Below are 25,513 nucleotides of genomic sequence, written 5' to 3' on the forward strand. Positions count from 1 at the left end.
CAATGCCTTATTCGATCACGATCAGGGGTTCGCCATATTCGACCGGGGCCGCGTCCTGCACGAGAATTTCGGTCACCTTGCCGGCACGGGGCGCCGGAATCTGGTTCATCGTCTTCATCGCTTCGATGATCAGGATCGTCTGGCCTTCCTTGACCGTTGCGCCGACCTCGATGAAGGGACGAGCGCCCGGAGCAGGCGCGAGATAGGCCGTGCCGACCATCGGGGCCGTGACGGCGTTCTTGGCGTTATGGCCGCCTTGGACAGCTGCCGGGGCGGCAGGCGCAGGCTGCGCCGCGACAGCGGCCGGCGCCTGGTAGGCGGGCATCGCCGGCATGGACATCGCAACAGGTGTGCCATTCCGCGAAACGCGGATGCGCAGATCGTCCTGTTCCACCTCAATCTCGGTCAGGTCGGTATCGTTCAGGATATTGGCGAGATCGCGGATCAGCGCCTGATCGATACCCGGTTTCTTGTCAGCCATGGGATATGAGCCTCGTGTTCTTCTTATTTGGACTTTTCCGTCAGGTTCTTTAGCGCATGCAGCGCCAGAATGTAACTCTGCGCGCCGAAACCGCAGATGACGCCCTTGACGGCCGGCGCGATCATCGACTTGTGCCGAAATTCCTCGCGCGCATGAATGTTGGAAAGATGCAGTTCCACCACGGGAACGGCGATCGCACGGATCGCGTCGTGCATGGCGATCGACGTATGCCCGTAAGCCGCCGGATTGATAGCGATGCCTGCGGCCTTCTCGCCGGCCTCGTGCAGCCAGTCGACCAGTGTGCCTTCATGGTTCGATTGCCGGAAATCGACATCGAAGCCCAACTGCTTTCCCTCCGCTTTGCACATGGCCTCGATGTCGGCCAGCGTCTGGCCGCCATAGATGCCCGGCTCACGCTTGCCGAGGGCATTCAGGTTTGGGCCGTTCAGCACGAAAATCGTCGAGGACATAAGGGATTCCGGTCCGATAATGGAGGGTTACCTATAGACTGATGGTTTCGTGAGGGAAAGCCCCCCGGTTTTTCCCGGGATTTGTCCACAAGCCGCAGAGGTTTCGGGGAAGGCGCCCCTTAGGACACCTTGGTGCGAAGGTCTCTCGTGAGGGCGTCAGCAGATCGTCTTCCCGCACTCGCGCATGTTGCTCACCTTCGTTGCGATCTCGGTGACGCCGACGGCGCCGAACACAGCCTCGTTGCCGACGACATAGGAGGGAGTTCCTGTGATGCCGAGATCGTTGGCGAGCGTATAGGCCTCGCGCACAGCCGCGTCATAGGACGCGTCTTCCATCTTCTCGCGCAATTGTTCTTCCGTTACGCCGAGTTTGGCGGCCACGGCAATTGCAGTCTCCTCCGTTGCGCGCTCCTCGCCGCCGAGCAGGGCGCGATGGAAATCGCCGTATTTTTCCGGAGCAATCGCGCGGAACGCGGCGCTGACCTTGTGGGCGGCAAGCGAATCGGGACCGAGGATCGGGAGCTCTTTTAGCACGAAACGGACGTTCTTGTCCTTGGCGAGGATCTCATCCATATCGGAGAGCGCCCGTTTGCAGTAGCCGCAATTGTAGTCGAAGAATTCGACGATGGTGACGTCGCCCTCAGGATTGCCGAGCGCCACGTCATAGGAGGAGTTGAAGATCGCCTCTTTATTGTTGGCGATCGCCGCCTGGGCGGCTTCCTGCTGTTTGGCGCGCTGTTTGGTGGAAAGCGCTTCCTGGACTTCCAGCATGATTTCGGGATTGGCGAGCAGGTATTCCTTGATGAAGGCGCCGAACTCTTCCTTTTGCTTCGCATCGAGTGCGGCCGCGGACTGGGGCAGGGCGACTCCGGCAGCAATTGCGATCAGCGCTCCTGCGGCGGCCATCTTCATCTTGAGCGTCATTCTTTCCTCGTTGTCTTTCCGTCTTATTCGTCGTCGATTTTCGCACTGCCGCGTCGATGCGCCTGTTTGAAAGACAACGACCCGTAACCCTGCGCTGATTTGCTGCGAGCATAGGGCGCGCCGGCGCGAAACGAAACGGCAAAATCGGCCGAATTGCGGCGGTCGCATACTTGTGAAGCGGGAAGCGATCGGGCAAAGGGTCTGGTGTCAACGAACTCGCGAGGACCTCGCCATTGGTAGAGATGTCGAAACGCAGCGCTGTGGAGCCATTCCACGCCATGGATGTGTTGGCCGAGGCCACCCGGCGGCGCGACGCTGGGCACCCGGTCATTTCGATGGCGGTCGGTCAGCCGTCGCACCCGGCTCCAAAGGCGGCACTTGAGGCGGCGAGGCGTGCGCTCGAGCACGGACGCCTAGGCTATACGGATGCCCTCGGCACGCTGTCCTTGAAGCGGGCGATTGCCGCTCACTACCGCAGCCGGCATGGCATCACGGTCGACCCGCAGCGGATCGCGATAACGACCGGATCGTCGGCGGGCTTCAACCTCGCTTTTCTCGCCCTCTTCGATCCGGGCGATTGCGTCGCCATCGCGCGGCCGGGATATCCGGCCTATCGGAACATTATGACGGCGCTCGGCCTCGACGTGATCGAGATCGAAGCAAATGCCGAGACCGGCTTCACCTTGACACCGGACAATCTTGAACGCGCCGCGGCGCGTGCCGGCAAGCCGCTCAAGGGCATCCTTCTCGCAAGTCCGGCCAACCCTACCGGAACGGTTACGGGCAAGGCACGGCTGAAAGCATTGGCCGACTATTGTCGCGCGCAGTCGATCGCCTTCATTTCCGACGAGATCTACCACGGCCTGACCTTTGCCGGCGAGGAGACCACCGCGCTGGAGGTTGCCGACGACGCGATCGTCATCAACTCCTTCTCGAAATATTATTGCATGACCGGTTGGCGCATCGGGTGGATGGTGCTTCCGGAGGCGCAGGTTCGCGCGTTCGAGCGCATCGCGCAGAGTCTCTACATCTCGCCACCGGAAATCTCCCAGATTGCCGCGGAAGCGGCACTCGGCGCCCATGAGGAACTCGACGGCTATAAGCAGGCTTATGCCGCGAACCGTGAGCTTCTGCTCGAACGGCTGCCGCGCATAGGCCTTTCGATTGCATCTCCGATGGACGGCGCCTTCTATGCCTATGTGGATGTGAGCCGCTTCACGAATGACAGCATGGCCTTTGCTCGGCGCATGCTTGCCGAAATCAACGTCGCCGCGACACCCGGCTTCGACTTCGATCCGGTCGAAGGGCATCGCACAATGCGCTTTTCCTATGCGGGGTCGACCGCCGAGATGGCGGAGGCGATGGAGCGCATTGCACGCTGGCTGGCATAATGCATGTCGCCCAAAAGTGTGCAGCGGTTTGGGGCGACGACATGCACAAAACAAAGACCTGAAGCACGTCGCACGAATTCGATTGAGCGCGACGCGCCTTACTGCGCCGTGCGTCTTTTCGGACGAACAAAGGGCGCTGTAGCACTTTGAATTGCTGCATGTTTTTGTCCTTATATCGGGTAGGATTAAGAAAACATGCAGTTGGCGGCCGGCGCGCAAGCACGTCGTCGGCAGCCATGAAAAAAGCCCGGATCGCTCCGGGCTCTTTCACGCAACTTGTCGCTTGTCTCAGAAGAAGCCGCGGCGCTGCCACCAGCCGCCTTTTTTCGGTTTGGCCGGCTCTTCCTCGCTGTCGGATTTGCTCGACGTAACGACCGGTTCTGAGGCGATCGCCGAGAGATCCCGGTTCGCCCGTGCAGGCTTTGCGCCTTCCAGATCCTCCACAGCTTCCTCGACCGTCTCTTCGACGGCCGCAGCCGCAGCGTCAGTGACTTCCGGCTGGCCTTTCACCGCCTCCTCTGCTGCGGCGTCGACATTCTCCGCGGCCTCTTCGGCTTTAGCGGCCTTCTTGCGGCTACGCTTCGGTTTCGCCGGCTTTGCCTCCTCCGGCGCCTCTACAGCAACCGCTACGGCATCGAAAGGCTCTTCGGCGGCTGCGGCTGCGGCGTTCTCAGCTTCTTCAGCCGCGTCGTCAGCGGCCTCTGCCGCAAGGCCGCCCTCGCTCTCGGTTTCACCAAGCTCCGGCCGGTTGCGCCGGCCACCGCGCTTGCCGCGGCGGCGACGCTTGCGCTTCTGCTCGCCATCACCCTCAGCAGCACCCTCCTGGGCTTCGCTTTCGTCCTCTGCCTCCGCGAGTTCCTCACTCGCATCGTCGTCGGGTTCACCGGCTTCGGCGGCGACCGCTTCCGGTGCCTGGCCTGCGCCCTTGCCGCGGCGGCGGCGACGGCGCTTGCGTTTGCGGCCGCCTTGCTCGTCGGATTGCGCCTTCTGCTGCTCGGGGCGTTCGGCGGCGATCTCTTCCGCCTCCTCCTCGTCGAGTTCGTCCTCGATCACGATCTCTTCGTCTTCCGGTTCCGGCTCGACGAAGTGCAGGATTTGGTCGATTCTCACCGGATTTTCCACCGGTTCGCCGCGGTCGATCGCGAAGTGCTGCGCGCCCACATGCGCATCGGCATCTATGGTGATCGACACGCCGAAGCGCTGCTCGTAATCCGTGATCGTGCTGCGCTTCTGATTGAGCAGATAAAGCGCGATCTCGGGAACCGTCCTTACGCTGATATTGTGCGTCGTGTTCTTGAGCAGATATTCCTCGATGCCGCGCAGGACATGCAGCGCGACGGAGGATTGCGAGCGGACATGGCCCGTACCGTTGCAGTGCGGGCAGGTCTGCATCGTGCTTTCGAGCACCGAGGCGCGGATGCGCTGGCGCGACATTTCAAGCAGACCGAAATGCGAGATGCGGCCAACCTGGATGCGGGCACGATCGTTTTTCAGGCAATCCTTGAGCTTCTTCTCGACCGCGCGGTTGTTCCGCTTCTCCTCCATATCGATGAAGTCGATGACGATGAGGCCGGCAAGGTCGCGCAGGCGCAACTGCCGCGCGACTTCTTCGGCTGCCTCGAGATTCGTCTGCAGCGCCGTGTCCTCGATCGAATGCTCGCGTGTCGAGCGGCCGGAGTTCACGTCGATCGAGACCAGCGCTTCGGTCTGGTTGATGATGATGTAGCCGCCCGACTTCAGCGTCACCTGCGGCTGTAGCATGCGATCGAGCTGCGCCTCGATGCCGGAGCGCGAGAAGATCGGATGGACGTCGCGATAGGGCTGCACGACCTTCGCGTGGCTCGGCATCAGCATCTTCATGAAGCTCTTGGCTTCCTTGTAGCCTTCCTCGCCCGAAACGATGATTTCGCTGATGTCCTTGTTGTAGAGATCGCGGATCGAGCGCTTGATCAGGCTGCCTTCCTCATAGACGAGGCAGGGCGCCGTCGAATTGAGCGTCAGCGTGCGGACATTCTCCCACAGGCGCATGAGGTATTCGAAGTCGCGCTTGACTTCGACCTTGGTGCGGTTGGCGCCGGCGGTGCGTAGGATCACGCCCATGCCCTGCGGCACGTCGAGGCTGCGGGCAATTTCCTTCAGCCGCTTGCGGTCCTGCAGGTTGGTGATCTTGCGGGAGATGCCGCCGCCGCGCGCCGTGTTCGGCATCAGGACGGAATAACGGCCGGCAAGCGAGAGATAGGTGGTCAGTGCCGCTCCCTTGTTGCCGCGTTCTTCCTTCGCGACCTGGACGAGGAGGATCTGCCGGCGCTTGATCACCTCCTGAATGCGGTACTGCTTGCGCGGCTTGCGGATCTGGCGGTCCGGAACCTCTTCCATCGCGTCTTCGGCGCCGACGGATTCGATGATCTCCTTCTCGCCGTCGTGGCTGTCGTCGTCGTCATCATCGTCGTCGTCCCGACGGCGGCGCGTGTCGATGTCCTCGGAAACCGAATCGGTATCGACCATGGCGGCCATTTCGCCGCCGCTGACCTCACCGGCTTCCTCGGGGTTCGCTTCCGCCTCCACGGTCTCCTCGCTCGCCTTTGCTTTCGTGCGGCGGGTGCGCTTCGGCTTTGCTTTGGCCTTCGGCTTTTCGGCGGCTGCCTCGGCTTCGGCGGGTTCTTCCGCCGGCTCAACCACCCCGACAGCCTCAGCCTCCGGCACGGTTTCAGCTTCCGCCTCGGCGGCGGGCTGTGGCTCGTTTGCGGCTTCGACGGGCTCGATCTCGTCTTCGCGGCGGGCCTCCTCGGCCTCCGCCTTCAATAGCGCCTGACGATCGGCGAGGGGGATCTGGTAATAATCAGGGTGGATTTCGGCAAAGGCCAGGAAGCCGTGGCGATTGCCGCCGTAGTCGACAAAGGCGGCCTGGAGCGACGGCTCCACTCTGGTCACCTTGGCTAGGTAAATATTGCCGCGGATCTGCTTCTTATGTTCTGATTCGAAATCGAACTCTTCTATGCGGTTCCCGCGAACGACAACGACGCGCGTCTCCTCTGAGTGAGACGCATCGATAAGCATTTTCTCTGCCATCTAAGCTGTGCTCCTCGGCGCAGTGGGACGGCAGACGGAGTGCCTTCGTCTGGAAGGCTGTCGAACACGTCGGAAGCTGCGCCGGATGTAATAGGTCCTGTTTGGCGCGAGCGATGGTGCAGCAGCCAGACGGCAGCCGGAACGGTACTGTTCCGGGGCCTCTCTACTTCTGACCAATACTGCTGAGTCACATCAAAGACCAAACAAGAATGCCAATGTCCTGGGCCCCGACGGGGCCCGATGAATACGCCCGCTTGCGGGCATCCGGTGAAAATCACCATCAAGAACTCCGGCCACCGCCGGAAATTGCGATCCAGTGTACGCGGGAGAAAATGCGGCGACGGCGGATGAATGCCTGCGGCCGCGGAAGCATGATACGGTTACAGCCGGCTGTTCCGGCCCGATCACTTCCCTGGCGCCAAGCTTCTCTAAAGCTCCGGCTGCCCGGCCGACGATTCTATCCCGTCAACACTTTCTCCTTGTGACGCTTTTATGTTTTCTATGTCACATTGGCAAGGGAAAAGCCCGCACCGCCACAATATTGATCGATTCGCTTGCGCGGGTGAAATCGGACCGCCACGGTAAATTTGGCGCGTCGAATCATGTCGATTCGCCGTCGTCATCAAGCCGTGTCAAGCTTTGGTTAACCATGACGGTTCACTGGTGGGAACGACGACCGGCCCGGCACAGTTTCCGCCGGTATCCTGGAGAGCATTGATGAGGAGTCCTGGGTGAAGCCTTCGGTAATTGGGCTGTGTTCCTTGCATAAGATCCGGGCATGGCGCCGGGCGGCATGCGCGATGCCGATTGCACTGGCGGTCGCCATTGTCGCGCCTGCGGCCGGCCTGCGCGCTGCCGAACCGGCCCCGCTGCTTGCCTATGGCGCGCGCATCGCCGGCGACGACGCCCGCACGCGGATCGTGATAGAATTCGACCGCAAGCCGGACTTCTCCGTTCACTATGTTGCCAATCCGGTCCGCGTCATCGTCGACTTGCCGGAAACGTCCTTCGGACTGAAACCGGAAAGCCTTGAGGCGAGAGGGCTTTTTGATGCCATCCGTTACGGCGGCATGGGGGCAGGGGCGTCGCGGATAGTACTTTCCGCCAAGGGGCCGACGGAGGTAACCCACGCGGAGGTGAAGCCGGAAGAAGATGGCAAGGGCTTCCGCCTCGTGCTCGACGCAGAAAGAGTCGACCGGGCGCGTTTCGAAAAGCTTCTGGGCGATCAGCAATGGACGGGCACGGTGCGTGCCGTCAAGACGGACCGCCCCGCCATCACACCGCCGAAGACCGCCGGGGCGTTCGTGATCGCCGTTGACGCCGGCCATGGCGGCATCGACACCGGCGCGATCGGCAGCGTCACCAAGACCGAGGAAAAACACGTGACCCTCGCATTCGCGAAGGACCTCGTGGCAATGCTCAATCGCGAGCCCGGCATCGAGGCCTTCCTCACGCGGGATCGCGACGAGTTCCTCTCGCTGCCTCAGCGCGTGCAGATTGCAAGGCAAAGAAGCGCCAACCTCTTCATTTCCGTCCACGCCGATACGCTGAAGCAGAAGGATATTCGCGGCGCCACGGTTTACACGATTTCGGATAACGCGTCCGACAGCCTTGCCGCCGATCTTGCCGCGCGCGAAAATCTCTCCGACGAGATCGCCGGCATACCGCTCGAAAGCGAGCCGGCGGAGGTCGCCGACATCCTCATCGATCTCGCGCGGCGCGAGACCCAGGCCTTCTCCGTAAATCTGGCGCGGAGCGTCGTTTCCTCGTTCGAGGGTCAGATCCGGCTGATCAATAATCCTCACCGTCACGCCGGGTTCCGTGTCCTGCAGGCGCCGGACGTGCCCTCGATCCTGCTCGAGCTCGGGTTCCTCTCGAACAAGGATGACGAGAAACAGCTGCTCGACCCGGAATGGCGCAAGAAGGTGTCCGGCCTGCTTGCGATCGCCGTCGAACGCTACCGGCAGACAGCGGTTGCAAACGGCGGTTGATCGCGCATGACACTTGAAACACTTTTCGCGTGTCTTTCTTACGGGAAGTGATTTGTGTCGCATGGGTAACAGCGATATGCTTTTCGCCAAGATGCGCACTGGATAATCGGACATCAGCCCTATTTTGCTCACAATCCGCGCCCCTTAAGGGGAGGGGCGTCTCGATTTGTTGGGAATCATGTTGATGCTGGAGTTTCCTCGCCATATGAGGAAGCTTCAAACGTGTGTAGCTGTAATACCAGACGATTTCTGATGGAAAGGTTTGGCGAGGTCGATTTCGTTCACGACGAACGCTGCCCTCGGGCATTCGGCGACCTGGCAATGGGACGATAGTAAGGTACCGGTATCTGACTGATGATCAGACTGATTGGATATTTCTTCGGCATAGGTGCGTTTCTGCTGCTTGGCGTCGCCGCAGCCGTGGCGATCTATCTTGGCGCCATCACCAAGGACCTGCCCGATTATGAGGTGCTGGCCAATTATTCGCCGCCGGTCACGACCCGATTCCATGCGGGCAACGGCGCGTTGATGGCCGAATATGCGCGCGAACGCCGGCTCTATCTGCCGATTCAGGCCATACCGGACCGCGTCAAGGCGGCCTTCATTTCCGCAGAGGACAAGAATTTCTATCTGCATCCCGGCATCGATGTGACGGGCCTCGCCCGCGCCATCGCCGTCAACCTCCAGAACTTCGGTTCCGGCCGGCGCCCGGTCGGGGCGTCGACGATCACCCAGCAGGTCGCGAAGAACTTTCTGCTTACCGCCGACCAGACGCTCGACCGCAAGATCAAGGAGGCGATCCTCTCCTTCCGCATTGAGCAGGCCTACAGCAAAGACCGCATTCTCGAGCTCTATCTGAACGAGATCTTCTTCGGGCTGAATTCCTACGGAATCGCCGGCGCGGCGCTGACCTATTTCGACAAATCGGTGACGGAACTGACGGTTGCCGAAACCGCCTACCTGGCGGCCTTGCCCAAGGGGCCGGCGAACTATCATCCTTTCCGCAAGACAGAAGCCGCGATCGAGCGCCGCAACTGGGTGATCGACCGGATGGTCGAGAACGGCTACGTCTCCAAGGCCGACGGTGAAGAGGCAAAGAAGCAGCCGCTCGGCGTGAATCCGCGCCGTGGCGGAGCCCATCTCTTCGCGTCCGATTTTTTCGCCGAGGAGGTGCGTCGCCAGATCATCCAGAAATACGGCGAGGAGGCGCTCTATGAGGGCGGGCTTTCTGTGCGCACGTCGCTTGATCCGCATCTGCAGATCATCGCGCGCAAGGCGCTGCAGGAGGGACTCCTGACCTATGACGAGCGCCGCGGCTTTCACGGTCCTATCAAGACGATCGAGATCGGCGGCGATTGGGGCGAGCCGCTGAGCAAGATTCCTGCGTTCAGCGATGTGCCGGAATGGAAGCTCGCCGTCGTTCTTGCGGTGGACAGCGAAGGCGCTGAGATCGGCCTTCAGCCGGAGAAGGAAGCCTCCGGCAAGATCGTGCCTGGACGCGTGACGGGACATATCGCCGCCAAGAACATGCAGTGGGCCTACCGCTTTGCGGGCGGCGAGCGCAAGACCGCCAAGTCGCCGGAGGGCGTCTTCGGGCCCGGCGACGTCGTCTATGTCGAGCCGCTTAAGGATCAGCCGGGCGAGTATCGTCTTCGCCAGCCGCCGAAAGTCCAGGGTGGTCTGGTGGCGATGGACCCGCATACAGGCCGCGTGCTGGCGATGGTCGGCGGCTTCTCCTATGGGCAGTCGGAGTTCAACCGCGCGACGCAGGCGATGCGCCAGCCGGGCTCCTCTTTCAAGCCCTTCGTCTACGCCGCCGCCCTCGACAACGGCTACACGCCCGCTTCCGTCATTCTCGATGCGCCGATCGAGATCGTCGCCGGCGGTCAGGTCTGGCGGCCGGAAAACTACGGCGGCGGTTCTGCCGGTCCGTCGACACTGCGTCTCGGCATCGAAAAGTCGCGCAACCTGATGACGGTGCGGCTTGCCAACGACATGGGCATGAACCTCGTCGCCGAATATGCCGAGCGCTTCGGCATCTACGACAAGATGGCGCCGCTTCTTTCCATGTCGCTCGGCTCGGGCGAGACGACCGTCCTGCGCATGGTCTCGGCCTATGCCGTCATTGCCAATGGCGGCAAGCAGATCAAGCCGTCGCTCATCGACCGCATCCAGGACCGCTACGGCAAGACCATCTTCCGCCACGAGGACCGCACCTGCGACAACTGCAATGCCGATGACTGGGGCGATCAGGAAGAGCCCGTGCTGACCGACAACCGCGAGCAGGTCCTCGACCCGATGACCTCCTTTCAGATCACCTCGATGATGGAGGGTGTGATCACGCGCGGCACGGCAGCAGGCAAGATCCAGCTCGACCGCCCGGTCGCCGGCAAGACCGGTACCACCAATGACGAGAAGGACGCATGGTTCGTGGGCTACACCCCGGACCTCGTCGCCGGGCTTTATCTCGGTTTCGACGATCCAAAGCCACTTGGCCGCGGCGCCACCGGCGGCAGCCTGTCGGCGCCGATTTTCAACGCCTTCATGCAGGAGGCCGTCAAAGGCACCCGTCCGGGCAAGTTCGTGGTTCCGGAAGGCATGAGCCTCATCCCGGTGAACCGCAAGACCGGCATGGCCGCGGTCGAGGGCGAGCCGGACACGATCATCGAGGCTTTCAAGCCAGGCACGGGCCCTGCGGACACCTTCTCGGTCATCGGCGGCCTCGACCAGTACGTACCGCCCGAGGAGATCCTGAAGAATTCTCCGCAGGCCAACCAGGCGGTGACCTCCGGCTCGAACGGCCTGTTCTGACCCTTCCCTTCAAGCTGATGCCCGTCGCCTTTACATCGGCGGCGGGCATCGCTATTTGACCGTCACGTTCGTCAAGTCACTCAAGAAGCAGGATCATGCGCAGCGAAATCGAGAATATCGTCGACGAAATCAAGCAGGCCATAAGCCTGCTGAGGAGGCATCTTTGACTGGGATCAGGCGGTAAGACGACTGGACTGGTTGAACAACAAGGCGGAAGACCCGTCACTCTGGAATGATGCCGCCGAGGCTCAAAAACTGATGCGCGAGCGCCAGCAGCTCGACGACAGCATCACCAGCCTGCGCCGGTTCGAACAGCAGCTCAACGACAATATCGAGCTGATCGAGCTTGGCGAAGAGGAGGGCGATTCGGCAATCGTCGCCGAGGCCGAGGAAGCGCTCCGGCAATTGCGCAACGAGGCCGCGAAGAAGCAGGTCGAGGCCATGCTATCCGGCGAGGCCGACCAGAACGACACCTATCTCGAAGTCCATTCGGGCGCCGGCGGCACCGAAAGCCAGGATTGGGCGAACATGCTGCTTCGCATGTATACCCGCTGGGCCGAGCGCCAGGGCTACAAGGTCGAGCTTCTGGAAATCCAGGACGGAGAAGAGGCGGGCATCAAATCCGCCACGCTCCTCGTCAAGGGCCACAATGCCTATGGTTGGCTGAAGACGGAATCCGGCGTGCACCGGCTGGTCCGCATCTCGCCGTACGACAGCAATGCCCGTCGTCACACGTCGTTTTCGTCCATCTGGGTCTATCCCGTGGTGGACGAGTCGATCCAGATCGACGTCAACGAGAGCGACTGCCGCATCGACACCTATCGTTCGTCGGGCGCCGGCGGTCAGCACGTCAACACGACCGATTCCGCCGTGCGCATCACGCATATGCCGAGCGGCATCGTCGTGCAGTGCCAGCAGGAACGCTCACAGCACAAGAACCGCGCCAAGGCTTGGGACATGCTGCGCGCCCGCCTCTACGAAGCCGAGCTCAAGAAGCGTGAGGAGGCGGCCAACGCTGAAGCGGCGTCGAAGACCGATATCGGCTGGGGCCACCAGATACGCTCCTATGTCCTGCAGCCCTATCAGTTGGTGAAGGACTTGAGGACGGGCGTCGAAAGCACGAGCCCGGGTGACGTGCTCGATGGCGAACTGAACGAGTTCATGGAGGCAGCCCTTGCGCATCGCGTCAGCGGTGGGGCGGATGCGGTCGTCGAGGACGTGAGCTGAGATCACTCAGCACGAGAGATGTAGCAGAACGGCCGGGCCTCACGCCCGGCCGTTCTGCTTTTGACGATTTCAGTTCGTCGCGCGTTCGATCTTGATGTCGCCGAGATCGTCGATCAGCACCGTCCAGGATTCCGGTTCCGTCGCGGCCGGATCGGTCTTCAGATAGACCGTCGCGAACATGCCCGGCTGCGGCGTGATGCCGGTCGAGGTCTCGGGACGAATGTCGGTGACATAAGCTTTCAAGGCGGAGAATTCTTCAAGTTCCGCGGATGAAATCACTTCGGGGCCGCTCGGCGTCGCGGCGATCTGCTGCAGGTGAACCCGTGCAGTGCCGTCCGCCTGGCGAACGGCGATCAGTTTGTAATAGCCGCGTCGGTCCTCGGCTGCCGGCGTCGCGCCATCCGGCCCGGCCCCGTCCTGTCCCGCCCCATCCTGGCCGGCCCCATCCTGGCCGGCCTTGTCGCCCGGCAGCAGCGCGCCTCCGCTTTCCTCCCAGTAGCCTGTGCTGGTTACGAAAATGACGTTCGACGGTAGGATGTCACTTTCCTGGGCATAAAGCGCGCTCTCGGGTAGGGCGAGGCAAAGCGCTATGAGCAGTGCCTTGTACATTGTCGACAATCCTCAATGGCGGCACGCCTGAACGGTCGGGCATGGGCCCGATGGCGACTACCTTTCGTCACCATACCATATCGCCTCTGCAACGTGTGATTTCAATTGGAAAACTGCTCGGCTAGAATGCGATCCGACCAGGAGTGGTCCGGATCGGACAGAATGCGCGCGGTGAGTTTCTCCGATTCGGCGATGCGCACGTGTACGACCGATTTGACTTCCTGATGGTCCGCGACGGCGTTGACCGGGCGCTTTTCCGCCTCGAGGATCTCGATGTCTACCGTGACCCGGTTCGGCAGCAGCGCGCCGCGCCAGCGCCGCGGCCGGAACGGGCTGACGGGCGTGAGCGCCAGAAGCGGCGCCTCCAGGGGCAGGATCGGACCATGGGCCGAAAGGTTGTAGGCGGTGGAGCCCGCGGGCGTCGACAAGAGCAGTCCGTCGCAGGTCAGTTCGTCGAGCCTGACCTTGCCGTCGACGATGACCTTCAGCTTCGCGGCTTGGTAGGATTGGCGAAAGAGATAGACCTCGTTGATCGCGAGTGCTGTGAAGGTATTGCCGTTGACGTCCGTCGTCCGCATCTCCAGCGGGTGGAAAGCGTTTTCGACGGCACTTGCAATGCGCTCGCGAAGGCTTTTGGTGCTGAAGCGATTCATCAAAAAACCGACGGAGCCGCGGTTCATGCCGTAGACGCGCTTGCCGGTATTCATCGTTTTGTGCAGCGTGTGCAGCATGAAGCCATCGCCGCCAAGCGCGACGATCACATCCGCATCATCCGGGTCGTGGTCTCCATATAGCGCCTTTAGCTCCCTTGCAGCCTTTTGCGCCTCGTCTGCCGAGGATGCGAGGAAAGCGAGTGTGCCGAATTGGGTCATGAATTCAGTCCGTTGTCGTTGCTCACGGAGAGGCGATGGGCGCCCGCACATGTTTTTCTGGCACGGCCACGCGGCTGACGCACCCGAAAAATTGAAGGCGACCGTATTTTTGCTTTACACCGAGTCAGAATATGCTAACTCCCAACACTGAAAGTGCCCTTATAGCTCAGTTGGTAGAGCGGCTGATTTGTAATCAGTAGGTCGGGAGTTCGAGTCTCTCTGGGGGCACCAAAAAACCCAATAAAATCAGAAAAATAAGGAAACGGTACCGTAACGGTTTCGTTGGTGCGTCGGAATTTTTGCGCGTTTCTTTGCGCAAAACAGGTGTTCGCTGTGCCCAGATCATGGCATCTTTCCCCCATGTCCGCGCCGTCGAAAATCAAAGTCCACGCCACCGAGGTCCCTAACCCGTATTTTTCCCGCGCCCATCCGCCCGGCCCGACCCAATCCGCGAACGATCCCGGCTGTCGTCAATGTCCGCGAATCGGCCGTGACGACAATGGCCTCACGCGGAGTCCTTGACGCGGCACAGGTCGCGGCGGCTGATCGCTTCCGTGCGCTCTTCGAGGCGATGGGCGGCAAAGGTGCCGGCGCCATCGACTACGGCCGCGAGCATGTCGATGGCGGCAAGCGGCGCGATCCGATCACAGAGAGGCAGATGAACGCCGGCCGGGAACTTGCTCGCTGCCGTGATCTGCTCGGCGCCCGTCTATATGGGCTGGTTTCGGCCGTGGCGGGCGAAGGAAGGTCGCTGTATGAGGTCGTCGGCAAGGGCAAGCGCGAGCGCCTGACGGCGGCGGACATGCTTAGGATGGGGCTCGACGATCTGGCCGGGATGTGGCGGCTCGCAACGCGGCGATGATCGTTCCCTCAGCTCTCGGCCGTGCCCCTCGATCGATCGTTAAGGAGCTGGGAAATTGCTGTGACCAGTTGAGCCATGGCGAAGGGCTTTTCGAGCATGATGCTATTCGGGACGCCCATTGAGGGCCAATCGGGAGCGCCGTCCCCGCTGACGTAAACAACGGCCATCTCCGGGTCGACCTCCCGCGCGGTGCGCGCGACCTCCCAGCCGTCCGGCGGTTCGCGGAAGCGGATGTCCGTGATTAGGCCCATTATGGATGCATCGGCTGCATTTAGACGCTCTATCGCCTTCATGCCGCTGGTGGCTGTGACGACCGCGAACCCGGCCTCGACCAACGCCTGCTCGCAATCGAGAAGCAAAAGCGCCTCATCCTCGGCCACCAATATATGAACTGACTCCATGGTCCCCGCCTTGCGATGCTCTTGAACGCGGGCGGAGGCGATCGGTTCCGGGAAGGTCCGTTTTAATCTCGTCTATCGCTTAAATATGCTCCAGCCGGTCCAAGCGGCCACGCCGACTAAGATGATCGCGGCCGAAGAGATAAGCAGCAATTGTAAATCACTGCCATATTCGACCTTCTCAACTGCCAGGGCGGCCAGCAGCACGCCGGCCAAAGCGCCGAGGGCGATTACAGTAACCTTGATAAGCAGGAATGATCCCCTTGTTGAGCCATACCCTAGGTAGTGATCCCTAAGCGCGCGGTCAACTTTTCAGATCACTGTTGTTGCTCAATGCTCCGAGCTTGCGGCCCTCTTTAGCGAGGTTCTTGTCGATGCCAGCCTCGGCGAGAGTCGGGCGGTCATCTTTAGGTGGGGTATGAGTTACCCCGCCTTTCTTTCTTAGGGCGACCCTTGCCCGCTGCACCTTTAGCCAGCCCGACATTCGCCTTTTGCGCCTGCCGCATCTGATTGAGGCGCCGCGAGCGCGAGCTTTGCCAAATAGGCGCGGCGCGCCTATGATCGGGCCTTGATCCCCATGAGGACGCGCTATGAAAGCGGCAGAATTTGATCGGCGCTTCGATGCCGGCGAGGACATTACCGAGGCGGTGGATTGGAGGAAGGCCCGGCGCCCCAACGCCGATGGTGCGAAAGCGGACTCGGGAGCGCAATCCGCGATTCAGCGAAAGGAGGAGAAACAGTGATTGATCGTCAGAGCGCTGCCGTTATCGGCGTCCTTGGCGCACTCGTCCTCTTTCTCCTCCTTTATTCCGGGATACTCGGGTGACCCGGCACATTGACGACGCGCAACATCGTCTTGGCTTGATCGGGGGAAATGCCGGCGGCGTCGGCGGCGGCCTTGCGAGTCAAACTAGGGGAGGCGTCCCCCTTAGTTCTTGGCCGCCCGCCCTTGTCCGCTTTGACTTGCGCCAGCAGCTCGCCGCCGCGCTCGATGGCCCGGAGCTGGATGGGCCGCGCTTTCCTTCGCATCGGCGTCGGCTTTCGCGGCTTCGTGGGCGGCGTTCAGCGTGACGGCGCCGCTCATAACCGATTGCGCCAGCGCCTCGTCATGGCGCAGGACGAACCGAGCCATAGAGACGTAGCTTGCTGAAACGGTTTCAAGTTCAGCCAGTAAACTTGATTTTGCCTTTTCACTTTTACGGTCGCCGCCATGTTTGACATCTGGCGTGAGCATCGCCCGAGCCATCGCCCGCTGCCCGGCCGAAAGGTTCCGGCGTTCGACGTTCTCCGCGAGGATCAGCGCTGCGGTGGCGGCGCATACTTCGACCAGCCGAAGCGTGTTTGCAGCGTGAACATGATCGCCTTGAGCGCGGTCCCGTCATTGCCGCTCGCGATGCGCATTAACTGACCAACTAGGCGGGCCTCGACAAGAGCGGCTCCGCGCCGCAATTCGTCACGGTAATGCTTTCGCAGCGTCGGCACCGTGACGGCGGTCACTACGGCAATCTCGCTTTGCGGCACGCCCGCGCCAGCCATCGCTTCGACAAAGCGCCGGGTCATCGCGTCCGGTTCATGCGCCGGCCGGCCTCTCAATCGCTTTTCCATGACGGTAGAAAAATAATCTCGATTCCGGCTAGATGCACTAAGCTTAAGCCCAAGTCAGGACTCAGCTGGCAAATCCACCTGCGCGAAGCTCGCCGTTTTTTCGCCATCAGAAAAAATGTCTCCGTGGCGCCCGCGCGGGCCCAGGAAAAAAGCAGCCTCGTAAGTTTGGACCGCCCCCCTCTGCGTCCCGAAAGTCCTTTAGCTCGACCCTGTCGGTTAATCCGCCGACGCCACCCTAACGAGCTAAGCCATCTAGCCTAATATACGCGCAGTTGCAGATTGTCTAAACCCTGTCCCGACAACGCAAACGCCCAACACCTCGACATTTGCAGTGTCGCTTACAGGGAGAAATCAAATGGAAAAGTAACTGCACTGCCGCACGCGCGGCCGGTGCCGCACCAATCCGTGCCGGTGAACCCGGCTACCGCCGCAAGCTTGACCGCGACGGCGACGGTGTCGCGTGCGAATGAGAAGAAGATCGATGAAACAGATTCTCTTTGCGATCTTTACGGTGATCAGCACCGCTGCGCTCGTCAATTAGGCCAGCGCTCAAGAGGCGGGTGACTACCTGCTGGAGGACTATATCGCCTATATTGGGCCGAACGATCTGTTCAACTCTGCGGGTGTCCGCCTCAGTCAGCCCTGGGCGATCATCCGCCAGGATCGCGCCAACGTTCATCGCTATGGCATCGCTGACCGGCTCGATCAGAGCGACTCGTTTTTTGCTTCGGACGTCAATCGGGACACAATGGAGTGGTTGCTGCAAGCGGGCGACATGTCGCCGCGTGCTGCCCGTGACGTGATCGCTGGCGGAGTTCTCATACACGTCGAAATTTATGGTCGCGGATCGGTTGGGCGCACCCTCAATGTGGAGGTCGCCGAATGAGGCGCCTCGTCTACGCTGCGCTGATGGCGGCCGGTATGCATAAACGACTTCTTGTCATCGCGGCACTCGCCGTCACCACAGGCTCTCTAGCTGTGACAGCCAAGGCCGGGGGCAATATCAACATCATCGACGGTGACACCATCCGCATGGATGGCATCACTATCCGGATCATGGAACTCGACACGCCGGAGACCTTCAAGTCACGCTGCGAGAATGAACTGGTCCTCGGCCTCGCCGCCAAGGAACACCTTCGCTCGCTGCTCGACAGTGGCACGGTCACCTACGAGGCGAGCGGCGCAGATCGCTATGGGCGGACACTAGCCATGGTCCACGTCGGTGGTATCAACGTCGGCCAGCAGATGATTCGCGATGGCGTCGCGCTTTCCTATCAGCCTGGGAAGGATGCGAAACGCGCCCGGTTGCGTCACCGGTGTGGTTCGGACGCTGGTCTGGATGACACGTGGAAGAACACAGGCGGAAAATAAGTCAAAGAAACAGCAAGTGGTGAAAACCTAACACTTGGTGCCGGTGAAGAAGGGCTGTTCAGGGTGGCGAGCGGAAGTTCGACGCGCCAACATCGGGCGGCTGCTATGCGCCAACAATGAGAGCTTTGCAAAGGTCGCGTTACGATCCTTCTCGGACCTTCGCTTCCAGAGCATTTCAGAGTCCCGGTTGGCGTGTATCGCAGGAACTGCCTTCATGACCGGCTGCCGCAGGTTTCCAACAACGCTCGACATTCGCCAGCCGCCGGTAGACTGGCAGCGTTATTGAGAACTTGTCGCCATGGTCATCGTCGTCGTGATCGTCATCGGCGAATTTCGAAGGATTGACGACAGGGACCAAGAAGACACTCCGGTCCTCGTGATCACCGGCCTCGCCCGACTGACCAGCCATGGCGCGGTTAGATTGCCAGGATTCGGCCTCCTTCGGGAGCGCCCCCTTCGAATGAAATTTCCGAGACACGGTTCCAGAGGGAACGACTTCGTTCGAGAACACATACAGGTCCCGCTGGAAGCTGCGCTTGCAGCGGGGCGCACCTTGCTTAACGATGATCGCGAGTGAGGCTCACTTTATGGCCTTGTGCAGCAACACGAATACAACCGCGTCACGTCCCGTGCTAAATCTAACCGGGGAGGGAAAGCTTATGCCGGCAGGAACACATAGCAACGCTCGATCAAGGCAATTGAGGCGTGCCTTCCTTCTTGCACTTGTAAGCCAGCTTCGCGTGGTATGGCCGATCTTCTCCGGTATCCTTCTCGCTATGGTGGGAGCCGGGCTGCTCGTCGGACGCCTTGAGAGTTGGCGGGTCGGCGAAGCTCTTTACTTCACCTTCGTGACCGGTCTTACTATCGGCTACGGTGATTTCACGCCGCAGCATTTCGTGGGGCGGGTACTTGCAGTGGCGATCGGTTTTGCCGGTATCATCCTGACGGGCCTCATTGCGGCGGTCGCCGTGCAGGCGCTGAAGGCGGCCGACCGCAACCTTACAGAATGAACTAGTCACCATGGCCCGCTTGTTGAAGGAAATCCTCGGCAATCCCGTCCTCTGGCTGTTGGCCTTTGTGCCTGTGGTGATCATCGCCCAGGTACTCGAGCCCAAAGCGCACACGCTGCTTTTTGCGCTCTCCGTGCTGGCGATCGTGCCGCTGGCCGCGCTGCTGAGCTACGCCACCGAGTCGGTAGCGACCAAGACGGGCGATACGGTAGGCGGCCTTCTCAATGCCACGCTGGGCAATCTCACCGAACTGATCATCGCAGTGACCGCATTGCATGCCGGGCAGCACACCCTGGTGAAGGCATCGGTTGCCGGAGCGATTGTCGCCAACACATTGTTCATGTTGGGCGCGTCGTTTCTGATAGGCGGCCTCAGGCACCATGTGCAGGAATACAATCGGATCAGCGCCCGCCTGCAAACCAGCCTGCTGTTTCTGGCCACGATCGCGATGATGACTCCGTCTGTGGTCCCCGATGCCGACTCGGTGGCGGGGTCGGCGCTGACACAGAAGTTGAGCGTGGGCCTGTCGGCGCTGCTCATCGGCAGCTACGCATTGGGCCTTCTATTCTCACTCAAGACACATCGGGAGTTCTTCGGGGGCACGGACCATCCGGAGGCTGGCGAAGCGGCATTGCCGGTGGGCGTTGCTCTGGGGACCTTGGCCGGTGTCACCGTTCTGGTAGCACTGGTGAGCGAGGTGTTCGTCGAATCCGTTCAGCAGGCCGCGGCAACGTTCGGCATGACTCCCGCATTCGTGGGGTTCATCGTCGTCGCGCTGGTAGGCGGTGCTGCTGAGATGGCCTCGGCGTTTTCCGGCGCGCGCAAGAACCGGCTGGATTTGAGCGTGGGGATTGCGTTGGGGAGCGCATCCCAGATCGCGCTCTTCGTCGCTCCGATGCTGGTATTCCTCAGCTACGTCATCGGTCCTGCGCCGATGAACCTGCAATTCTGGCCAGGCGCGGTGACCATGGTCCTCATTTCCACGACAACCGCGTTCTTGATGACCAGCGGCGGGCGCTCGGCGTGGTTCGTCGGAGTCCTCATGCTAACGGTGTATTTGATTTTCGGGCTGACGCTTTACCTCTTGCCGCCGAAAATTCAATGACGCAGCCGTCGCGTTCGTCCTTCATCCAGAATTTCGATTGGAAGACGCGTTCCAAGTGTTCGATAGGAACGTCCGCTTGCCAATCCCGACCTTCGACGGCGTCCACGCGAAGGTCGCGCTTGGGTCAACACTGCCGGTAGGAGTTCTCAGGACGAAGGGCAGAGAAGGGTCGATCTTTGGCCTCCAGTAGGGGTAGCAAGCGGCACTTCGATGAGAAGCGCCGCTATTCATTGCTACAGCTCAACTTGCTCAGATATGGCTAAGGCGTCGTCGACCTCGAGTGGACAGCAAGTCGAGCTCTCCCCAGGGCTTCGCGAGGCGTTCGAAGACCGTCTCGATCTGGCCGGGGACGGCGACGTCCACACGCAGGAAGAAGGGCGTCTCTAGACTCGATTAGGTGTCGCCAACCGAGCGGCCGTATCCCCAGTGAGTTCCCAAACATCCACCTCCCGCGCCCGCCCCTTTACCTTCACTAGACCGATCCTCTGGAACTCAAAAATCCCTTCAACTGCCCTGATTATGGCGGAGCTGCAGAGAATTGAGGTACCAAGTTCCTTGTTCAGTCCTTCCAGTCTTGACGCCACGTTGATGGTATCGCCCATGGCCGTGTATTGCTGGCGTGAAATCGCGCCGAAGCTGCCGACGACCGCCGGCCCGGTGTGCAGGCCGAACCGAGTGAAGAGTTCCGGACGGCCGCTGCGGCGATTCTCGCCGTTCAACGTGTCGATAGCCGCTCTCATCTCGAGGGCGCAGCGGCAGCCGTTCTCCACATGCTGGGCATCCGGTACCGGCGCGTTCCACATGGCGAACAGCGAGTCACCGAGATACTGGACGAGAGTTCCGCCATGGCGCTCCACAACCGCATTTAAAAGCTCGAAATAAGTGGAAAGGATATCGACCACCTCCTCCGGTGAGTACCGTTCGGATATCGTCGTGAAGTCGCGGATATCGGTGAACAGGACGGTGACATCCTGCCTGTGCGCCTTCGCGACTGCCCTGCGCTCGGGATCGACGATCCGCCGTACCACTTCACGCGGAACATAGAGAGCAAACTGGCTGATGCCGCGCTGTGCAGCCCGAAGCGCGCCCGCCAGCGTGTTGATCTCGCTGATCCAGGAGTGGGACTCGCCCCCGCTGGCGAAATTGAGATCGCCGATCCGGCGAGCTTCATCGGAGAGTTGATATAGCGAGCGGCTGATTATCCGTGATAGGACAACCGACGCCGCTACCCCTGCAATCACGAAAGCTGCGGCTATGGCGAGATTGCGGGTAAGCTGCCTGTTGGCTTGGGCGACCAGGTCTTCCAGTGGCACGACAACAGCGATCGAATTCCCCTTGAATAGTCCAGAGAAGGTGACTGGGGCAATTTGCGCCAGGTAGGTTACTCCGTCGAGATCGAATTGGGTGGTCGCGCCTTTTGCGCTCATCGGGTTCTGACGTAGCCGGATTACCGCTTTAACGGTCGTATCCAAGCTCTTGGCAGCCGTTTCGTCGGCCCACTGACTTTGCGACCACATGCCAAGAATCCTGCTCATCATCGCCGGATCGGAATGAGCAACGAGCCTGTCGCGGTCGTCGACGATGTAGCTGCGGGCGCGCGGAGAAATCTCCTGCGCATTGAGCAGGCGGCTGACCGTATCAAGATGGACGTCGATGCCCACCACGATCTGGCCGTTGTCTTTCATGGGGACGGCCATTGTAAGCGTCGGGATGCGCAGCATTCCCGTCACGTATGGCCCTACGGAAACCGGAACGCCATGGAACAGTACCGATCGGTACCAAGGGCGTTGCCGGGGATCGTATGTTACGGGCTCCACCTTCCGTTCCTGCAGCATCCTCGTTTCGCTGTCGGTAAACCGCAGGGTCGATATCACGTCTTCCCGCTGACGCTGGGCGATCGTCCTGATGGCGAACGCTGCCCCGTCTGGTGGCGAAAGAGTTGCCCGGACATGACCAGTCTGCGCGTTGATAACCTGAACGTACGAGCCATCCGGATAGCCGGCATAGATGCTGGTGGCGTTGGGAACGGTTCGAAGGACCTCCAGAAAGAAGCGCTGCTTTGCTTCAAGGTCCTGAGGAGGGCGCGAGACCAGTTGTGGCAGGGTGGAAGCGACCGCTACTGCCCCATATCCTCCCTCGAGCGCATTCTTGTATCCCTCGACCAGGCGTAGGCTCATCAGGCGCATCTGCTTTTCACCCGCGGCTATGGCCGCTTCCCGCCCCTGGCTGAAGGTCAACCAAATCAAGGGGGCCGAAGTGCTTAGAAGCAACGATACGATCAGGATGCTTAGGTGCAGCCTAAGGGGTTTGGACCAGCGCACGTGCTTTTCCCATGATGCCACGTCCTGACAGGACAATTCAAAGTGGGATTAAACCGGCACTATCCCGGATGCCGCAAACGTTGCCGGCGGGCGCCCACCTCAACCATGATCCGCGACATCAGACCTCCACCGCGTGATCGACCAGGATTTCGTAAAACAGGTCGGCGGCGCTCTGAGGAGACGATGCGGCAAACCATATCGGTTCGGTCGAAACCAGAACTGGTGACGACAAATGTCGCGCCCCCGGATCTTCAGCCTCATAAACTGCGCAGGCCACGCCAATTCTGGGATTCAGTGCGATCTCAAATAGTCCGAAGGGCTCGTTCGCCTTCAACTCATCGAAAAGCTGCACCAGATACCCTTCAAAACCACTGCGTCCGGGGCTCTCATCGAGTTCACTCAAGATCGTGGGGTTGAGTTCCCTCATGTCCATTGGAAACGGCTCTGTCCAGTAAGGTCCGCTCGAACGAGGTCCTGCCTCTGTTCGGTTAAACATGTCGACCGCCTTTCATGCGCATCTCTTGCGATCGTGTGTCCCGCCGCTTCGCTCCGACGAGGGCGAGAGCCGGATGGGCGCAGAGCAGCCGTCTTTGAATGGGTCGGGTGGGTCGGGTCTCAATAATCAATCCGCCACGACGCTCCATTTGTCGTCCGGATCGAAGCGGTCGATGAACGGCACGATCGCTTCGGTGCTCGGGCCGAGGTCCCGCTCGTAGACGATGCCCTGCTGGTTGACGACGAAGATCTTGACACCCGTCTCGGCATAGGTGACCGGCCAGGCGATCAGCGCAAAGCCGGCGATCATGTTGTCGTTGATGACATAGTCGTACCGGCCGCCGGCGATGTTGTCGCCCTGCGAGGTCAGGATGCGATAGCGGTAGCCGAAATAGCCCTCGCCGGCCTTGGCCTTTTCCAGCGCCGCCTCGTTGATCGCGTCGCCGACCGGGCTCTCGCCGTCGCCCTGATCGGCCGGCCAGTAGAGGCCGTCGGTCTCACCGGGGCTGCTGATCAGCTTCTGGGCATATTCGAGGACCCCGTCGGCATCACGGTCCTGAGACGCATAGTCCTTCTGCGCCTCGACATAGGCGCGCGTGGTCTCGATCGCCTGAAGTTCGTTCTCGCCGACCCGACGATTGACGATCTCCTCCAGCCCGACATAGGTGTCGAAGGCCCATTTGCCGTCCTCGCCCTTGGCGATCGGGAACGGTAGCGGCCAGAGCCGGTCCCCAATCTCGATCACCTTGCGACCCTCGAGATCGCGCACCCGCACGTTGCGAGCAGCGCCTTCGCGAATCTGCGCGAAGGTCTCCATTGCCCCTTCGCCGGTCTTCAGCTTCGCCGCGTCGAGGCCAAGCAGCTTTGCAACACCGTCGAAATCGTTGGCGGCAAGCCGCTCCTTGAAAGCCTCCACCGCCTTGGCCGGGTCGTCGAAGGCGGGCGGATCTTCTTCCGCCGCATAGTCATCGATTTTTTCCGGCGGCATCACCTGCGCGAAGGCCAGTCCGGTTGGCAGCATGGCGAGCGTCAGCGCAATAGCCGATCCGAGAAAAAACCTATGCAAAAGCTTGGTCATCATCGTGCTCCCCTCCGCTCAACGCCTGCCGCCACGCCCGCCGCCACGGCCACCGCCGCCTCGGCCCATTGGCGGCCGTCCGCCGCCGCGGCTCATCTGCGGCCGCCCGCCGCCGCGATGGCCGCCACCCATGCTGTGGCCGCCGCGCCGAGACGAGGCCACCTCGCGCCGCCCGTGGTTCACGTTGCCTAGGCCGGACGGCTTCTTCGGCCGGTTCTGCGCCTTCGACGCCATCTTCTTCTTGCCGGCCGGCCTGTTCGCCTGCGACGGCTTCTTACCCTTCGGGCGGTTGACACTCGGCTTCGCGCCGCCAGCCTTTGCCTTGGCCACCGCCTGTCCGCCGCCGGACCGCGCTGCCGGCCGCGCCGTAGCATCTCGTCTCGGTTGAGCCTTCAGGCCTTCGAGCGTGCTCTTGCGCACGTCCTTGAGCTGGCCGCCGCCGCCGCCCGGGCGCGCCTGCGGCCGGTCGCGATTGATCTCGGCGGCGCGGTTGCGCAGGTTGTTGTTGCCGTTAGCCTTGATGTTGTTCTTGATGTTCGTCCGGTCGAACTTCTGGAGCTGGTCGCGGTCAAAGCTGATCTTGCTGCGGTCGACATTCTTCCAGTCGATGTCGTTCCAGTTGACCTTGCCGTCGAAGTCGATGTTGTTGAAGCACTTATTGCAGTCGACGTCGATGTCGCCGTCCCAGTCTCCGCCCCAGACGCCCCAGTCGTCCCAATCGACTATGGCGCCGAAGACCGCGCCGGTGAGGGCGCCGGCGAAAAAGGCGGCCCCCGGATACCAGTAGGCGGGATAGGGCTCGTCGTAATAGTCGATCGGCGCCGGCACGTAGTCCGGCTCGTAGAGCATCTCCGGCGGATACTGCGGCACATAGATCGTCTCGGGGCTCGCCGACTGGATGATGATGTTGTCACCTTCCTCGACCACCTTCATCTTGTCGTCGGTCTTGATGATGTCCTTCGCGACCGCCTCGTCGCGCAATTGCTGGATGGCGATCAAGACGTCCTTCTGCTGGTTGGCGATCGCCTCGCCGAAGCTCTGGGTCCATTCGAGATCCTCGCTCATCATCTTGACGATCTCGGGATAGTTCAAGAGCGAGATGACGCTGCCGTCCCAGCTTTCCTTCGGCTTCAGTTCCGGCTTCTTCTTGCGGGCTTCCAGGAACCGCTCGGCCTCGACGATCTGCAATGGATAGAGCGAGGCAGCAGATACGAGCGCCACCAGCTCGTCCGGATAAAGAGCAATGCGGGCAACCAGCACCTCGAGCTCATCATCGCTGAGCGGCTCGGGGGCTACCTGTTCCTCCGCGGGCGGCGCAGTCGCTTCCTGGGCCAAAGCCGCCGGGACGTGCAATGTCACGAGAATGGTCATTGCACTGCCGAGTGCGATGATCGCCGTCCTGATCATCTATTATCCTCCTATG

The 25,513-nt window shown here is 61.1% G+C and carries 23 protein-coding genes and 1 tRNA gene; 11 read left to right on the forward strand and 13 right to left on the reverse strand.

Annotated features, from left to right (window positions below; all coding sequences use genetic code 11):
• Positions 1-7 precede the first annotated feature (7 nt).
• The 3 genes from accB to M728_RS05295 form a co-directional block, all read right to left on the reverse strand.
• Positions 8-481: an acetyl-CoA carboxylase biotin carboxyl carrier protein gene (gene accB / locus M728_RS05285; RefSeq protein WP_026619360.1), complete on the reverse strand. Its 474-nt coding sequence runs from the start codon at positions 479-481 to the stop codon at positions 8-10.
• Between the two features lie 23 nt (positions 482-504).
• Entirely contained in the window at positions 505-951 is a 447-nt protein-coding gene (aroQ, locus tag M728_RS05290; RefSeq protein ID WP_026619361.1) for a type II 3-dehydroquinate dehydratase, read from the reverse strand.
• Positions 952-1,107: 156 nt separating this feature from the next.
• Positions 1,108-1,875, reverse strand: a complete 768-nt coding sequence (locus M728_RS05295) for a DsbA family protein (protein ID WP_026619362.1) — start codon at positions 1,873-1,875, stop codon at positions 1,108-1,110.
• Between the two features lie 233 nt (positions 1,876-2,108).
• Here M728_RS05295 and M728_RS05300 point away from each other — a divergent pair, with 233 nt between their 5' ends.
• Positions 2,109-3,266 carry a pyridoxal phosphate-dependent aminotransferase gene (locus M728_RS05300; RefSeq protein WP_026619363.1) on the forward strand — a complete coding sequence of 386 codons (1,158 nt, stop codon included), beginning with the start codon at positions 2,109-2,111 and terminating at the stop codon, positions 3,264-3,266.
• A 288-nt stretch (positions 3,267-3,554) separates the two neighbouring features.
• Here the strand turns inward: M728_RS05300 and M728_RS05305 are convergent, their stop codons facing one another.
• Positions 3,555-6,335, reverse strand: coding sequence for a ribonuclease E/G (locus tag M728_RS05305; RefSeq protein ID WP_026619364.1), 2,781 nt, complete (start codon positions 6,333-6,335; stop codon positions 3,555-3,557).
• Between the two features lie 800 nt (positions 6,336-7,135).
• Here M728_RS05305 and M728_RS05310 point away from each other — a divergent pair.
• The 3 genes from M728_RS05310 to prfB all read left to right on the forward strand — a co-directional run bounded on the left by M728_RS05310 (position 7,136) and on the right by prfB (position 12,364).
• On the forward strand, positions 7,136-8,326 hold the full coding sequence (locus tag M728_RS05310; protein WP_051440825.1) for an N-acetylmuramoyl-L-alanine amidase: 1,191 nt from the start codon (positions 7,136-7,138) through the stop codon (positions 8,324-8,326).
• 354 nt (positions 8,327-8,680) lie between these two features.
• A complete protein-coding gene (locus tag M728_RS05315) occupies positions 8,681-11,137 on the forward strand; it encodes a penicillin-binding protein 1A (RefSeq protein ID WP_026619366.1) in 2,457 nt (818 codons plus the stop codon).
• 95 nt (positions 11,138-11,232) lie between these two features.
• A protein-coding gene (gene prfB / locus M728_RS05320; RefSeq protein ID WP_156943349.1) for a peptide chain release factor 2 occupies positions 11,233-12,364 on the forward strand; the annotation gives its coding sequence in 2 pieces (ribosomal slippage) (positions 11,233-11,301 and positions 11,303-12,364; 1,131 coding nt in all).
• Positions 12,365-12,433: 69 nt separating this feature from the next.
• On the opposite strand, the gene M728_RS05325 is transcribed toward prfB, so the two are convergent.
• Both M728_RS05325 and M728_RS05330 read right to left on the reverse strand, forming a co-directional pair.
• On the reverse strand, positions 12,434-12,973 hold the full coding sequence (locus M728_RS05325; protein ID WP_026619368.1) for a hypothetical protein: 540 nt from the start codon (positions 12,971-12,973) through the stop codon (positions 12,434-12,436).
• Positions 12,974-13,074: 101 nt separating this feature from the next.
• Positions 13,075-13,845 carry an NAD kinase gene (locus tag M728_RS05330; RefSeq protein WP_026619369.1) on the reverse strand — a complete coding sequence of 257 codons (771 nt, stop codon included), beginning with the start codon at positions 13,843-13,845 and terminating at the stop codon, positions 13,075-13,077.
• A 155-nt stretch (positions 13,846-14,000) separates the two neighbouring features.
• Between M728_RS05330 and M728_RS05335 the strand changes: the two genes are divergently transcribed.
• Positions 14,001-14,076, forward strand: a tRNA-Thr gene (locus M728_RS05335).
• 259 nt (positions 14,077-14,335) lie between these two features.
• Positions 14,336-14,707 (forward strand): hypothetical protein, encoded by a 372-nt coding sequence (locus tag M728_RS05340; RefSeq protein ID WP_245269663.1) that lies wholly within the window; start codon positions 14,336-14,338, stop codon positions 14,705-14,707.
• An 8-nt stretch (positions 14,708-14,715) separates the two neighbouring features.
• Here M728_RS05340 and M728_RS05345 read toward each other — a convergent pair whose 3' ends face one another.
• From M728_RS05345 to M728_RS05355, 3 genes are all read right to left on the reverse strand, one after another.
• Positions 14,716-15,108, reverse strand: coding sequence for a response regulator (locus tag M728_RS05345; RefSeq protein WP_026619370.1), 393 nt, complete (start codon positions 15,106-15,108; stop codon positions 14,716-14,718).
• Between the two features lie 925 nt (positions 15,109-16,033).
• Complete coding sequence (locus M728_RS05350) at positions 16,034-16,351, reverse strand: hypothetical protein (protein ID WP_156943350.1); 318 nt, start codon at positions 16,349-16,351, stop codon at positions 16,034-16,036.
• Positions 16,352-16,401: 50 nt separating this feature from the next.
• Positions 16,402-16,710 carry a hypothetical protein gene (locus tag M728_RS05355; protein ID WP_026619373.1) on the reverse strand — a complete coding sequence of 103 codons (309 nt, stop codon included), beginning with the start codon at positions 16,708-16,710 and terminating at the stop codon, positions 16,402-16,404.
• 326 nt (positions 16,711-17,036) lie between these two features.
• Between M728_RS05355 and M728_RS05360 the strand changes: the two genes are divergently transcribed.
• The 5 genes from M728_RS05360 (at position 17,037) to cax (ending at position 20,196) form a co-directional block, all read left to right on the forward strand.
• Entirely contained in the window at positions 17,037-17,180 is a 144-nt protein-coding gene (locus M728_RS05360) for an excalibur calcium-binding domain-containing protein (RefSeq protein WP_245269664.1), read from the forward strand.
• Between the two features lie 412 nt (positions 17,181-17,592).
• On the forward strand, positions 17,593-18,081 hold the full coding sequence (locus M728_RS05365; RefSeq protein ID WP_051440826.1) for a thermonuclease family protein: 489 nt from the start codon (positions 17,593-17,595) through the stop codon (positions 18,079-18,081).
• 298 nt (positions 18,082-18,379) lie between these two features.
• Entirely contained in the window at positions 18,380-18,658 is a 279-nt protein-coding gene (locus tag M728_RS05370; protein WP_026619374.1) for a hypothetical protein, read from the forward strand.
• 82 nt (positions 18,659-18,740) lie between these two features.
• Positions 18,741-19,091 (forward strand): potassium channel family protein, encoded by a 351-nt coding sequence (locus M728_RS05375; protein WP_026619375.1) that lies wholly within the window; start codon positions 18,741-18,743, stop codon positions 19,089-19,091.
• 10 nt (positions 19,092-19,101) lie between these two features.
• Positions 19,102-20,196: a calcium/proton exchanger gene (cax, locus tag M728_RS05380; RefSeq protein WP_026619376.1), complete on the forward strand. Its 1,095-nt coding sequence runs from the start codon at positions 19,102-19,104 to the stop codon at positions 20,194-20,196.
• Between the two features lie 383 nt (positions 20,197-20,579).
• Here cax and M728_RS05385 read toward each other — a convergent pair whose 3' ends face one another.
• From M728_RS05385 to M728_RS05400, 4 genes are all read right to left on the reverse strand, one after another.
• Positions 20,580-22,517: an adenylate/guanylate cyclase domain-containing protein gene (locus M728_RS05385; protein WP_026619377.1), complete on the reverse strand. Its 1,938-nt coding sequence runs from the start codon at positions 22,515-22,517 to the stop codon at positions 20,580-20,582.
• 118 nt (positions 22,518-22,635) lie between these two features.
• Positions 22,636-22,950, reverse strand: coding sequence for a hypothetical protein (locus M728_RS05390; protein WP_026619378.1), 315 nt, complete (start codon positions 22,948-22,950; stop codon positions 22,636-22,638).
• Between the two features lie 189 nt (positions 22,951-23,139).
• On the reverse strand, positions 23,140-24,090 hold the full coding sequence (locus M728_RS05395; RefSeq protein ID WP_026619379.1) for a DUF2950 domain-containing protein: 951 nt from the start codon (positions 24,088-24,090) through the stop codon (positions 23,140-23,142).
• Between the two features lie 18 nt (positions 24,091-24,108).
• A complete protein-coding gene (locus M728_RS05400) occupies positions 24,109-25,497 on the reverse strand; it encodes a DUF3300 domain-containing protein (protein ID WP_026619380.1) in 1,389 nt (462 codons plus the stop codon).
• Between the last annotated feature and the right edge of the window lie 16 nt (positions 25,498-25,513).

Source organism: Ensifer sp. WSM1721 (assembly GCF_000513895.2).
GTDB lineage: Bacteria > Pseudomonadota > Alphaproteobacteria > Rhizobiales > Rhizobiaceae > Sinorhizobium.

What these genes read in the sequence shown, in the direction of transcription:
- M728_RS05365 (WP_051440826.1), top strand. Translation starts at nt 17,593, where the DNA reads ATGAGGCGCCTCGTCTACGCTGCGCTGATGGCGGCCGGTATGCATAAA.
- M728_RS05325 (WP_026619368.1), bottom strand. Translation starts at nt 12,973, where the DNA reads ATGTACAAGGCACTGCTCATAGCGCTTTGCCTCGCCCTACCCGAGAGC.
- M728_RS05390 (WP_026619378.1), bottom strand. Translation starts at nt 22,950, where the DNA reads ATGGACATGAGGGAACTCAACCCCACGATCTTGAGTGAACTCGATGAG.
- accB (WP_026619360.1), bottom strand. Translation starts at nt 481, where the DNA reads ATGGCTGACAAGAAACCGGGTATCGATCAGGCGCTGATCCGCGATCTC.
- M728_RS05395 (WP_026619379.1), bottom strand. Translation starts at nt 24,090, where the DNA reads ATGACCAAGCTTTTGCATAGGTTTTTTCTCGGATCGGCTATTGCGCTG.
- M728_RS05310 (WP_051440825.1), top strand. Translation starts at nt 7,136, where the DNA reads ATGCCGATTGCACTGGCGGTCGCCATTGTCGCGCCTGCGGCCGGCCTG.
- M728_RS05375 (WP_026619375.1), top strand. Translation starts at nt 18,741, where the DNA reads ATGCCGGCAGGAACACATAGCAACGCTCGATCAAGGCAATTGAGGCGT.
- cax (WP_026619376.1), top strand. Translation starts at nt 19,102, where the DNA reads ATGGCCCGCTTGTTGAAGGAAATCCTCGGCAATCCCGTCCTCTGGCTG.
- M728_RS05330 (WP_026619369.1), bottom strand. Translation starts at nt 13,845, where the DNA reads ATGACCCAATTCGGCACACTCGCTTTCCTCGCATCCTCGGCAGACGAG.
- M728_RS05305 (WP_026619364.1), bottom strand. Translation starts at nt 6,335, where the DNA reads ATGGCAGAGAAAATGCTTATCGATGCGTCTCACTCAGAGGAGACGCGC.
- aroQ (WP_026619361.1), bottom strand. Translation starts at nt 951, where the DNA reads ATGTCCTCGACGATTTTCGTGCTGAACGGCCCAAACCTGAATGCCCTC.
- M728_RS05295 (WP_026619362.1), bottom strand. Translation starts at nt 1,875, where the DNA reads ATGACGCTCAAGATGAAGATGGCCGCCGCAGGAGCGCTGATCGCAATT.
- M728_RS05350 (WP_156943350.1), bottom strand. Translation starts at nt 16,351, where the DNA reads ATGGCTCGGGCGATGCTCACGCCAGATGTCAAACATGGCGGCGACCGT.
- M728_RS05400 (WP_026619380.1), bottom strand. Translation starts at nt 25,497, where the DNA reads ATGATCAGGACGGCGATCATCGCACTCGGCAGTGCAATGACCATTCTC.
- M728_RS05370 (WP_026619374.1), top strand. Translation starts at nt 18,380, where the DNA reads ATGGTCATCGTCGTCGTGATCGTCATCGGCGAATTTCGAAGGATTGAC.
- M728_RS05315 (WP_026619366.1), top strand. Translation starts at nt 8,681, where the DNA reads ATGATCAGACTGATTGGATATTTCTTCGGCATAGGTGCGTTTCTGCTG.
- M728_RS05345 (WP_026619370.1), bottom strand. Translation starts at nt 15,108, where the DNA reads ATGGAGTCAGTTCATATATTGGTGGCCGAGGATGAGGCGCTTTTGCTT.
- M728_RS05355 (WP_026619373.1), bottom strand. Translation starts at nt 16,710, where the DNA reads ATGGAAAAGCGATTGAGAGGCCGGCCGGCGCATGAACCGGACGCGATG.